The sequence below is a fragment of the Kitasatospora sp. NPDC056138 genome (assembly GCF_042264695.1).
Taxonomy (GTDB): Bacteria; Actinomycetota; Actinomycetes; order Streptomycetales; family Streptomycetaceae; genus Kitasatospora.
Genome location: NZ_JBHJVK010000019.1, coordinates 52,153 through 64,007, shown reverse-complemented (window position 1 = coordinate 64,007; position 11,855 = coordinate 52,153). Strand labels below are relative to the sequence as shown.

At 72.3% G+C, this 11,855-nt stretch carries 8 protein-coding genes; 4 read left to right on the top strand and 4 right to left on the bottom strand.

The window, feature by feature from the left end; genetic code table 11:
- Positions 1-522 precede the first annotated feature (522 nt).
- Complete coding sequence (locus ACFC1R_RS14760; RefSeq protein WP_375938271.1) at positions 523-2,130, top strand: chitinase; 1,608 nt, start codon at positions 523-525, stop codon at positions 2,128-2,130.
- Positions 2,131-2,254: 124 nt separating this feature from the next.
- Here ACFC1R_RS14760 and ACFC1R_RS14755 read toward each other — a convergent pair whose 3' ends face one another.
- Together ACFC1R_RS14755 and ACFC1R_RS14750 are read right to left on the bottom strand one after the other, a co-directional pair.
- On the bottom strand, positions 2,255-3,766 hold the full coding sequence (locus tag ACFC1R_RS14755; RefSeq protein WP_375938268.1) for a S41 family peptidase: 1,512 nt from the start codon (positions 3,764-3,766) through the stop codon (positions 2,255-2,257).
- Between the two features lie 125 nt (positions 3,767-3,891).
- Positions 3,892-4,545: a prepilin peptidase gene (locus ACFC1R_RS14750; protein ID WP_375938266.1), complete on the bottom strand. Its 654-nt coding sequence runs from the start codon at positions 4,543-4,545 to the stop codon at positions 3,892-3,894.
- Between the two features lie 99 nt (positions 4,546-4,644).
- Here ACFC1R_RS14750 and ACFC1R_RS14745 point away from each other — a divergent pair, with 99 nt between their 5' ends.
- Entirely contained in the window at positions 4,645-6,924 is a 2,280-nt protein-coding gene (locus ACFC1R_RS14745) for a PQQ-binding-like beta-propeller repeat protein (RefSeq protein ID WP_375938263.1), read from the top strand.
- A gap of 74 nt (positions 6,925-6,998) precedes the next feature.
- Complete coding sequence (locus ACFC1R_RS14740) at positions 6,999-8,213, top strand: pyridoxal phosphate-dependent aminotransferase (RefSeq protein WP_375938260.1); 1,215 nt, start codon at positions 6,999-7,001, stop codon at positions 8,211-8,213.
- A 171-nt stretch (positions 8,214-8,384) separates the two neighbouring features.
- Here ACFC1R_RS14740 and ACFC1R_RS14735 read toward each other — a convergent pair whose 3' ends face one another.
- Positions 8,385-10,223, bottom strand: a complete 1,839-nt coding sequence (locus ACFC1R_RS14735) for a phosphoenolpyruvate carboxykinase (GTP) (protein WP_375938257.1) — start codon at positions 10,221-10,223, stop codon at positions 8,385-8,387.
- Between the two features lie 268 nt (positions 10,224-10,491).
- Between ACFC1R_RS14735 and ACFC1R_RS14730 the strand changes: the two genes are divergently transcribed.
- Positions 10,492-11,181, top strand: a complete 690-nt coding sequence (locus tag ACFC1R_RS14730) for a hemolysin III family protein (protein ID WP_375938254.1) — start codon at positions 10,492-10,494, stop codon at positions 11,179-11,181.
- A 17-nt stretch (positions 11,182-11,198) separates the two neighbouring features.
- Here the strand turns inward: ACFC1R_RS14730 and ACFC1R_RS14725 are convergent, their stop codons facing one another.
- The gene (locus ACFC1R_RS14725) at positions 11,199-11,450 is read right to left on the bottom strand and encodes a hypothetical protein (RefSeq protein ID WP_375938252.1); all 252 of its coding nucleotides are present in this window, start codon (positions 11,448-11,450) and stop codon (positions 11,199-11,201) included.
- Positions 11,451-11,855 lie beyond the last annotated feature (405 nt).

The following is an 11,855-nucleotide window of genomic DNA, read 5'->3' as shown; positions in this document are numbered from 1 at the left end:
TGTGGTGCGGGGTGTTGTCGAGGTGCACCTCGACCCGGCGGCCGTAGAGCCGGTACGCGTTGTCCAGCAGGGTGCGCAGACCCGGCGTGCTCTCGACCACATCGCGCAGACCCATGACGTTCGGCCCCTCCGTACTCAGTCCCCCGGATGCGACTGAAAACCCCTGGCGCAGCCTACTCCCGCACGGTGCACGAAGGTAAAAGCCGCAGGTACCGAAGGTGTCACAAGCGTGTACGAATACCTCCGACCCGGTGTGGATCCGATGCGGTCACCCCTCCGGCCGCGGCGTCGGACGGCATGACACGGAACGGTCACCGCTTCCTTAAATGAGCCGTAAGACGGCCTCCGGATGCTTGACGCTTGCCATTGGTCTAGTCCAGTTTGTGGAGCGAGGGCGGTGGGCACCGGCGCGCACCGGTCGGCCGGCCGCCCCCGACAGCTCCACTGCGGTCCACCCTCCCCCACACGGAGCCGCCGCGCCCCCACCGCGGCGGCTCCCCTCCTCCCCCACGGAGTGCCTCCATGGCCCGTACCCTGCAGCAGCCGTCCCACCGGCGCCGCCGAAGCAACGTCCCCACGGTCCTCGCGGCCGGCACCACCGCCCTCGCGCTGGCCGGCACCGGCCTCGCGCTGTTCGCGGGCGGCGCCAGCGCGTCGGTCGGCAACCTCGTCGCCAACGGCGGCTTCGAGACCGGCAGCCTCTCCGGCTGGAGCTGCACCGGCACGGCGAGCGCGGTCTCCTCCCCCGTGCACTCCGGCGCGTACGCCCTCCAGGCCACCCCCGGCAGCTCGGACACCGCCAACTGCCAGCAGACCATCAGCGTGCTGCCCAACACCAGCTACACGCTGAGCGGTTGGGTCCAGGGCCCGTACGTCTACCTGGGCGCGAGCGGCACCGGCGGCACGGACCCGTCCAGCTGGTCCAGCCAGAGCGGCTGGAACCAGCTCGGCAGCACCTTCACCACCGGTGCCGACACCAGCACCGTCACCGTGTACGTGCACGGCTGGTACGGCCAGGGCGCCTACGGCGCGGACGACATCACGCTGACCGGCCCGGGGGGCACCTCCTCGCCGTCACCGAGCACGTCCCCCTCGACCTCGCCCTCGCCCTCGACCTCCCCGTCGAGCTCGCCGTCCGGCTCCCCGTCCTCCTCGCCCAGCAGCAGCCCGAGCGGCGGCCCCAGCTCGTCCCCGAGCTCCTCGCCGACCGGACCCACCACCCCGCCGAGCAGCGGACTCCCGGCCCACGCCCTGACCGGCTACTGGCAGAACTTCGACAACGGCGCCACCGTCCAGCGACTGCGCGACGTGCAGAGTGCGTACGACATCATCGCGGTCTCCTTCGCCGACGCGACCGGCACGCCCGGCGCGATCGGCTTCACCCTGGACCCGGCCCTCGCCGGCAAGCTGGGCGGCTACACCGACGCGGACTTCAAGGCCGACATCGCCGCGAAGCACGCGGCGGGCAAGCGGGTCGTGCTCTCGGTCGGCGGCCAGAACGGCACCATCGTGGTCAACAACACCACCTCCGCCGACAACTTCGCCAACAGCGCGTACGCCCTGATCCGGCAGTACGGCTTCGACGGGGTGGACATCGACCTGGAGAACGGCGTGGACCCGGTCCACCTGGCGCAGTCGCTGCACGCCCTGCAGAGCAAGGTGGGCCCGGGATTCGTGCTGACCATGGCGCCGGAGACCATCGGGATGTACAGCACCGCGGGCGCGTACTTCCAACTGGCGCTGAACACCAAGGACATCCTGACCGTCGTCAACACCCAGTTCTACAACTCCGGTGGCATGAACGGCTGTGACGGCAAGGTCTACAACCAGGGCACCGTGGACTTCATCACCAGCCAGGTCTGCACCCACATCCAGGGCAGCCTGCGCCCGGACCAGGTCGGCATCGGTGTCCCGGCGTCCGGCAGGGCGGCGGGCGGCGGCTACGTCAGCTCCACCGTGGTGAACAACGCGCTGGACTGCCTGGCCAAGGGCACCAACTGCGGCAGCTTCGTCCCGCCGGCCAAGTGGCCGACCATCCGGGGTGCGATGACCTGGTCGACCAACTGGGACGCGGCGAACGGCAACGACTTCTCCACCAACGTGGGTGCCCACCTCCACGCGATGCCGTAACTCCCTCGTCGTGCGGCAGCCGTCCACCGTGCCGCAACTCCTGCCCGGAACGCCGCCCTTCGGGGGTGGGGCGGCGCTCCGGACGAGGCCCGCCGCACCGACCTGGTGCGGCGGGCCTCCCGTCTCACCGGGGCCGGGGGGTGGAAGCCGCCCGTCGGGTGGCGCCCAGCAGGGAGACCGCGCGGTCGAAGGCCGAGTCCCGGTGGTGGCTGAACTCCTCCGGGGTGAAGACCGGTTCCGGGTACTGCGGCGGGATGCCCGGCCCGTCGAACGTCCCGCCGGAGCGGGTGCGGAACTCCTCGTCGGGCAGGCCGATCTGCCAGCCGTTGGGGAGGCTCCGCTCCAGGACGTCCGAGAAGACGCCCTGGGTGGACTCGCCGATCCGCGCCGTGCCGCCCGGCCGGTCGATCAGCGCCTGGGTGAACGTCTCCCCCGCGCTGACCGTGGACCCGCTGGTCAGTACCGCGACCGGGCCGGTGTAGCGGGCGCCCGGGGCGGGCTGGACGACGATCGGCTGCGGGCGGGCGAAGCCGTCAGGGTCCGCCGGGTCGTTGCGCACCGTCTTGCTGTACGCGAGGTAGGAGCGGTCCGTCAGGCGCGAGGCGATCTGCAGCCCGAGACTGTCGGACCCGCCGCCGTTGATCCGCAGATCGATGATCAGACCGCTCAGCCGGGCGGTGCGCTCGGGGGTCAGGACCTCGTCCAGGGCCCGCTGCAGCTCGGCGCTGTTGGCCGCGTAGCCGTCGTGCGGATCGTCCGTGTAGCCGCCGAAGCCGGAGATCCGCAGGTATCCCTGGCCGTCCGGCAGGTCGGCGTAGCCGATCCGGTTCCTGGCGTAGTACTGCAGCGGCCGGCCGCCGAGGTCGCGCTCCTCGACGTAGGCGCGGACCCGGTCGTCCAGCGCCGGGCCGGGCACCACCGTGCCGGGTCGGCCCTGGGCGAAGGCACCCGTGTCGCCGGCGTCGACGGAGACGTGGGCGTCGTACAGCGGACGGACCATCTCGCTGAGGACGGCGAACAGCTGCGCGTCGGTCGTCCCGGCGCCGACCCGGGGTCGGTACTGCGCCCTGACGGCGTGCCAGTCGATGCCCTTGGCGGCGAAGAAGGGGTAGTTCTCCTCGAAGGTCTGCCAGAAGACGTCGAACGCCGCCACCGGGCCGGTGGGCCCCGGACGGCCGCAGCCGGCGGGCAGGGACGGGATCCGGCGCAGCGTCCGGTCGCCGGGCGAACCGTCGATGTGCAGGGCGGCCTCCCGGGTGCCCCGGGCGCGCATGGTGAGGACGGTCGTGTCGGGGGCGGTGAAGGTGACCGATCCGGCAGCGGTGCCGGAGCGCCCGGCGCCGTCGCCCTTCAGACAGCTGACCGAGGTGGTCTGGTACGTCTGCAGGTGGTCGCCCGCGACCGTGAGCACCGTGCCGTAGCCGTCCATCCGCCAGATGCCGTCGGCCCACCGGGAGGCTGCGGCGGTGCCCGGGACGGCGGCGGCCGCCGGCTGCGCTGGCAGCACCGATCCGCCCGCGATCACGAGTAGCGCGGCCGCCGTGGCGGTCCTGGCGGTCCTGGCGGTCCTGGCCGAAGAGTTCCTGAGCAGCACGGTCGTGCCCTCCCCGTAGGTGATCTGACGTCCGGTGACCATGCTCCCTGCGGCCACCGCACCCCGGCGATGGTGCTGGCTCCCCGGTTCCGGTGGTGCCAGCACCCCTTTCGAGGCCGAGCCGCGGACCACCCCCGGGGCACGAGAGCCGTCACGGCCCGGGACCGCTACGCGGCGAGGACCGCCAGGAGGGCGCCGAGCAGCATGCAGGGACCGAACGGCAGCGAGTCGCCGCCCTTCATCCGCCGGGTCAGCAACTGCGCGCCGCCCCACAGCGCGGCGAGCACGAAGCCGTACCAGAATCCGGCCAGGACGGTGCTCCAGCCGTACCAGCCGAGGACCGCGCCCAGGGTCGGCGCCAGTTTGGCGTCGCCGAAACCCATCGGGGCCAGCAGCGCGAGCACCCCGTAGCAGGCGCCGAGGGCCGCCGCGGCGTACAGGCAGCGCAGCAGGACCGCGCCCTGAGGTTCGGTCAGCAGCAGCAGGACGGCGGTGCCGAGGGCGAGCGGCAGGGTGAGGACGTCCGGCAGGCGGTGGACGGTCGCGTCCACGAAGGCGAGCACCACGCCGAACAGTCCGACCCAGGCCAGCGGCAGCAGCTGCGGCCCCCGCGCGGCCGCACCGGTCGCCGCGCCCACCCCGGCCGCGACCAGCGCGACCGGGAGGACGCCGGGACCGCCCGGCACGCCCGGGGCACGCCACGGCTCACCGTGGGGCACCGCGTAGCGCGCCGCCGCCGCGCGCAGCAGCGGCGCCGCGAGCAGCCCGGCGACGGCACCCACCACCACCCCGACCGGCACTCCGACCAGTTCCCCGACCACAGCTGCCCCCCTCCGCCCGACGGGGCGAGCGTACGACCCGTAGCATCTGCGGAGCCAGCGACCAGTGATGGCGAATCACCTTGCAACGGGGAGCAACAGATGGAGCCCTTGGACGTCACCGATCCGGAGGCGGTCGGACCGTACCGCCTGTTGGCGCGGCTCGGCGCCGGCGGGATGGGCCGGGTCTACCTGGCCCGCTCGGCGGGTGGCCGGACGGTAGCGGTCAAGGTCGTCCGGCCGGAGCTGGCGGAGGATCAGGAGTTCCGCAGCCGGTTCGCCCGCGAGGTCGAGGCCGCGCAGGCGGTGGACGGCGCGTACACCGCACCGGTGGTGGACGCCGACAAGGACGGGCCGGTGCCCTGGCTGGCCACCGCCTACGTGCTCGGTCCTTCGCTGACCGACGCCGTGCTCGCGCACGGGCCGCTGCCCGAGGACTCGGTACGGGCGCTCGGCGCGGGCCTGGCCCAGGCGCTGGCGGCCGTGCACCGGGCCGGTCTGGTGCACCGCGACCTCAAGCCGTCCAATGTGCTGCTGGCCGCCGACGGCCCCCGGCTGATCGACTTCGGGATCGCCCGCGCGATGGAGGGCGACAGCCTCACCCGGACCGGGATCGTGGTCGGCTCGCCCGGCTACATGAGCCCCGAGCAGGCTTCCGGCCTGCCGATCGGACCGGCCGGTGACGTCTTCTCGCTCGGCTCGGTGCTGGTGTACGCGGCCACCGGGGAGGGTCCGTTCGAATCCTCCTCGGGACCGGCCGCGCAGCTGTACAAGGTGGTGCACGACCAGCCCCGGCTGGACGCGCTGCCCGCCGCGCTGCGCCCCGCCGTGGCCGCCTGCCTGGCCAAGGACCCGGCGCGGCGGCCGAGTCCGGAGGAGCTCACCGAGCTGCTCGCGCCCCAGGGTCCGGCGGCGGTGCTGCGCGACGGCTGGCTGCCCGCACCGGTCACCGGGGCGCTGGCGCAGCACGCCGCGAAGGTGATGGACATGGAGACCCCGGCGCGCGGCAGCGCCGTCGCCCCGTCCAGCGGCTACTCGCCGACCGACGCGGACCTCGCCGCCACCCCGGGCACCATGCAGCTCGGCCGCGGGACGGTCCCGCAGTCCGTGCACGCCGCGCCGACCTCCTACGCGTTGCAGGCGCCGCAGGGCGCGCCGGGCGGCGACCCGGCGCCCGCGGCCAAGCCGTCCAGGCGGGCCTTCCTGTTCGGCGGCGGGGCCCTCGCGGTCGCCGCCGTCGGCGGCGGCGCGGTCTGGGCGCTGTCCCCCGATCAGCACCACAACCCCCCGGTCCCCGCGCCGACCGGTACGGCACCGCAGCCGGTGCCGAAGCAGTCCCGCCCGGCCGGCGTGCCGCCGCAGCCGCTGTGGACCTACGACGCCCAGGGCCACCTGACCTCGGTGCCCCCGCTGGTGATCGGCGGGGTGCTCTGCCCGCAGGGTGACAGCCTGGTGGCGCTGGACACGGTGACCGGCAAGGAGAAGTGGGCCAGGCGGGACGTCCCCGCCGTCAGGCTGCTGGCGCACAAGGGGCTGGTCTACACCCAGAGCGACCTGCAGCTCGTCGGTTTCGCCGCCGACACCGGGGTGCCGCGCTGGCAGTACGCCGGGAAGGACCCGAAGGGCGACTCGCTCACGTCCGACGGTCTGCTGGGCGTGGACGACAACGCCGTCTACATGCTGGCCAACCTGTCACCCGCGGGTGTCATGTTCGGGTCCATGACCTCCGGTGTGGCCGCGATCTCGCTCGACAGCCAGCAGGAGATGTGGTTCCAGGAGCGGAAGAAGGACGCCGCCGTCTTCGTGGCCGGCATGGCCGCCGCCGGCAACGTCTACTACACCGACAGCAGCAACAACCTGGTCGCCCGCAGCGGCAAGGACGGCACCCAGATCTGGTACGCCGACACCGGCGCCCCCGCCGCCTACCCGCCCGCCAGCGACGACACCCAGGCGTACTGCCTGACCGAGCGGACCGGCCTGCAGGCCGTCCGGCTCTCCGACGGCAAGCAGCAGTGGAAGATCACCGTTCCCTCGGACGAGAAGCGGATGTTCACCCCGCCCCTCGCGGCCAAGGGAGCGGTGTACGCCAGCGACGGCACCCCCTCGGTCTGCGGTTGGGACGCCGCCACCGGCAAGGAGCTGTGGCGCTGCGCCCTGCCCAAGAGCGTCTCGGTGCTGACCGCTCCGGTGCTGGTCAAGGACACGCTGTTCGTGCCCGGTTCGTTCGGGGCGGGCGTGTACGCGGTCGACGTCAAGAGCGCGAGCCTGCGCTGGACCTTCTCCGTCCAGGGCGGCCCGTCGGACGACTGGTCCCTGAGCACGGACGGCGAGCGGCTGTTCGCGCAGTTCGGTCCGCACATCTACGCGCTGCCGCCGGAGTAGGGCCGCAGCAGAGCACCGGGCTGTGGCCCAGACCATGAGGTGATCGGCGGGGCGGCGTCGTAGAGTACTCAGACATGCAGGTCATCCAGTCCAGCAAGCTCGCCAATGTCTGCTACGACATCCGCGGCCCGGTGCTCGACGAGGCGATGCGACTGGAGGACCAGGGGCATCGCATCCTCAAGCTGAACACCGGGAACCCGGCCCTGTTCGGCTTCGAGGCGCCCCCCGAGATCCTCCAGGACATCCTGCGGAACCTCGCCGGTGCTCACGGCTACGGGGATTCCAAGGGCCTGCTCTCCGCGCGCCGCGCCGTGGTCATGCAGTACGAGGAGCGCGGCCTGCACGGCCTCTCGGTCGAGGACGTCTTCCTCGGCAACGGCGTCTCCGAGCTGATCCAGCTCGCCATGACGGCGCTGCTGGACGACGGCGACGAGGTGCTCGTCCCGGCGCCCGACTACCCGCTGTGGACGGCCTCGGTCAGCCTGGCCGGCGGTACCGCCGTGCACTACCGCTGCGACGAGCAGTCGGAGTGGTACCCCGACCTCGCGGACATCGAGTCCAAGGTCACCGACCGGACCAGGGCGCTGGTGGTGATCAACCCCAACAACCCGACCGGCGCGGTCTACCCGCGCGAGGTCCTGGAGGGCCTGGCCGAGATCGCCCGCCGCCACCGGCTGGTGATCTACGCGGACGAGATCTACGACAAGATCCTCTACGACGACGCGGAGCACGTCCCGCTGGCCACCCTGGCGCCGGACCTGTTCTGCGTCACCTTCAACGGCATGTCCAAGTCGTACCGGGTCGCGGGCTTCCGCTCCGGCTGGATGGTGCTCTCCGGCGACCGGGCGCGGGCCCGGAGCTACATCGAGGGCCTCAACGTCCTCGCCTCGATGCGGCTCTGCGCCAACATGCCGGCGCAGCACGCGGTGGCGGCGGCGCTCGGCGGACGGCAGTCGATCAGGGACCTGGTGCTGCCCGGCGGGCGGCTGCTGGAGTCCCGGGACGCGGCGTACCGGCTGCTGAACGAGATCCCCGGCGTCAGCTGTGTGAAGCCCAAGGGCGCGCTGTACGCGTTCCCGCGGCTCGACCCGCAGGTGTACAAGATCAAGGACGACCAGCAGATGGTGCTCGATCTGCTGCGGGCGCAGCGGATCCTGATCGTCCAGGGCTCCGGCTTCAACTGGCCCGAGCCCGACCACTTCCGGCTGGTCACCCTCCCGCGCCCGGAGGAGATCACGGACGCGGTCACCCGGATCGGCGACTTCCTCTCGGGGTACGCGCAGCCGTAGTTCCCCGCGGGGGAACGGACGAACGACCGACGGCCGGGGTCCCGGCCCGGACGGTCTCCGCCTGATCGGAGGAGGCCGCCCGGCTTCGGGACTCCGGCCGTCGGTCGTGTCGTTCGAGTACCGCCGCCCCTGGTGAGGGTAGGAGCGGCGGCGTCTCGGTTCCCGGGCCCGTCAGCCCAGGCGCTTCACCAGCGCGCGGTACTCGTCCCACAGCTCGGTCGGCGTGTGCTCGCCGAAGAGCTCGAGGTGGGCCGGGACCAGCGCCGCCTCCTGGCGCCAGATGTCCGCGTCGACGGAGAACAGCAGGTCGAGGTCGTCCTTCGGGATCTCCACGCCGTCGAGGTCGAAGCCCTCGACGGTGGGCAGCACGCCGATCGGGGTCTCGACGCCCTCGCCGGTGCCCTCCAGGCGCTCGACGATCCACTTGAGCACCCGGCTGTTCTCGCCGTAGCCGGGCCAGACGAACTCGCCCGCGCCGTTCTTGCGGAACCAGTTCACGTAGTAGATCTTCGGCAGCTTGGCGGCGTCGGCCTGCCGGCCGATCTTCAGCCAGTGGGCGAAGTAGTCACCCATGTTGTAGCCGCAGAACGGCAGCATCGCGAAGGGGTCGCGGCGCAGCTCGCCGACGGTGCCCTCGGCGGCAGCGGTCTTCTCGGAGGCGATGTTCGCGCCCAGGAAGACGCCGTGCTGCCAGTCGAAGGACTCGGTCACCAGCGGGACCGCGGTGGCGCGGCGGCCGCCGAACAGGATGGCCGAGATCGGCACACCCGCCGGGTCCTCCCACTCGGGGGCGATGGTCGGGCACTGCGCGGCCGGGACGGCGAACCGGGCGTTCGGGTGGGCGGCCGGGGTGCCGGACTCGGGGGTCCAGTCGTTGCCGCGCCAGTCGGTCAGGTGGGCCGGCGGCTCGTCGGTGAGGCCCTCCCACCAGACGTCGCCGTCGTCGGTCAGCGCGACGTTGGTGAAGACGGTGTTGCCCCAGAGGGTCTCGATCGCGTTGGCATTGGTGTCCACGCCGGTGCCGGGGGCGACGCCGAAGAAGCCGGCCTCCGGGTTGATCGCGTAGAGGCGGCCGTCCGCACCGAAGCGCATCCAGGCGATGTCGTCGCCGATGGTCTCGACCTTCCAGCCCGGGATGGTGGGCTGGAGCATGGCGAGGTTGGTCTTGCCGCAGGCGCTCGGGAAGGCGGCGGCCACGTACGTGGGCCGTGCCTCGCCCGTGGGGCCGACCGGCGGGGTGAGCTTGAGGATGAGCATGTGCTCGGCCAGCCAGCCCTCGTCGCGGGCCATGGTCGAGGCGATCCGCAGCGCGTAGCACTTCTTGCCGAGCAGGGCGTTGCCGCCGTAGCCGGAGCCGAAGGACCAGATCTCGCGGCTCTCCGGGAAGTGCGAGATGTACTTGGTGCTGCTGCACGGCCACGGCACGTCCGCCTCGCCCTCGGCGAGCGGGGCGCCGACGGTGTGGACGGCCTTGACGAAGTCGCCGTCCTCCCCGAGCTGGTCGATCACGGCCCGGCCCATGCGGGTCATCACGCGCATCGACACGGCGACGTAGGCGGAGTCGGTGATCTCGACGCCGTACGCGGCCAGCGGGGAGCCGACCGGGCCCATCGAGAACGGCACGACGTACATCGTGCGACCCTTCATCGCACCGCGGAACAGACCCGTCTCACCGGCGAAGATCTCCCGCATCTCGGCGGGGGCCTTCCAGTTGTTGGTCGGGCCGGCGTCCTTCTCCTCCTCGGAGCAGATGTACGTCCGGTCCTCGACCCGGGCGACGTCCGAGGGGTCGGAGGCAGCGTAGTAGGAGTTGGGGCGCTTCTCGGAGTCGAGCTTCTTGAAGGTGCCCTGGGCGACGAGCAGGTCGGCGAGGCGCTGGTACTCCTCGTCCGAGCCGTCACACCACTCGATGCGGTCCGGCTGGGTCAGCTCCGCGATCTCGCTCACCCAGGCGAGCAGGCGCTTGTGGCGGGTGGGCGCGGATGCGAGAGCAGAGTTCTCGTACGACACGATCGCTCCGTTTCACGCCATCTCGGACAGGAGAAGGCGTTGCGGGGGTTTGAGGGTGGTTACACCGTAGCTCCGACGCACCGGCCCGAACACGGCACCTTGGCGCTTTTGACGGAAGTTTTGCGCCATTGTGTCGAACTAGCGGCCGCTCCCACGGCTCCGGAGGGCCGATCAGGACCCTCCGACGACGGGCCCGAACACTCCAGAACGTCCAAAAGTGAGTAGGGCCACTTCCTACGCATTGGTAACCTACGGTTCCGTAAGTAGCATGTTGGCCATGACTGCCGACCAGAGCACGGCCACTGCGGCCCTCCTTGAACCGGTCAAGCCGAAGTGGCGGGGTTGGTTGCACGCCGCGATGTTCCCGGCCTCACTCGCCGCCGGGATCGTGCTCATATGTCTCGCCGGGTCGACGGCGGCCAAGGTCGCCTGCGCGGTCTACTCGGTCAGCGCCTGGCTGCTGTTCGGCGTCAGCGCCGTCTACCACCGCTTCAGCTGGGGTCCGCGCGGCGAGGCCGTGCTGCGCAGGCTCGACCACGCCAACATCTTCCTGATCATCGCGGGCAGCTACACGCCGTTCACGATCCTGCTGCTGGACGGCGGGCGACGGCAGGTCCTGCTCTGGCTGGTCTGGGGCGGTGCGCTCGCCGGGATCGCCTTCCGGGTGTTCTGGGTCGGCGCCCCGCGCTGGCTCTACACCCCCTGCTACCTCGCGCTCGGGTGGGCGGCGGTCTTCTTCCTGCCGGACTTCCTGCGGACCGGCGGGGCCGCCGTCCTCACCCTGCTCATCGTCGGCGGTGTCCTCTACACCGTGGGCGGCGTGGTGTACGGGCTCAAGCGGCCCGACCCCTCACCCCGCTGGTTCGGGTTCCACGAGGTGTTCCACGCCTTCACGCTGGGCGCGTTCATCGTGCAGTACGTCGGCGTCTCGCTGGTCGCCTACGGCACGGCCGGCTGAGGCCGGCGCGGCCGGGCTCAGTGGTGGTCGAGCCGGGCGCGGGCCCGGCGGCAGCGCTCGCAGTGGGCCGCGTCCGCGCCGTGGACGGGCGGCCCGGCCAGCGCCCGGCTGCGGAACCGGCGTCCCACCCATCCCATGAACACCAGCGTCTCGGCGGCGGCGACCGCCCAGACCGTCCGCTCCCCGCCGAGCAGGTAGCCGACGACCACCGCCAGCGCTGCCGACACCCCCGCCACAGCCCCCCAGAGCTGTCCATACCTGATCGCCATCGGCGCCCCTCCAGCCGCATGACCGCATGACACGACGTCTCCACCCACGGTGACATGCGCTCCTGCCCGTGGGGGCGAACGGGGGATCAACGTTGCATCAATTCCGCGTGCAGACTTCCCGGGCGCGCGCGGGCTCTCAGGGGCGCGCAGGCTCTTCGGGGCGCCGGGGCCCGCCGGGGGCGCGGGCTCGCAGCGGATAGGGGACGGCGCGGGACGGAAGGCACCGGGCCGAGCCGGCCCCGCGGAGAGCCCCTGTGGAGAACGGCGAGCAGGATGCGCCGCCGCGCCGGGAGGTCGCGCCCGGAGGCCGGCCCGCCGGCCCCGGTCTCCCGTACGGCCCCCGCGCCGCCGCACACGGACAGGAGCGGCCCGGAGGTCCGAGACCTCCGGGCCGCTCCGCCGTCC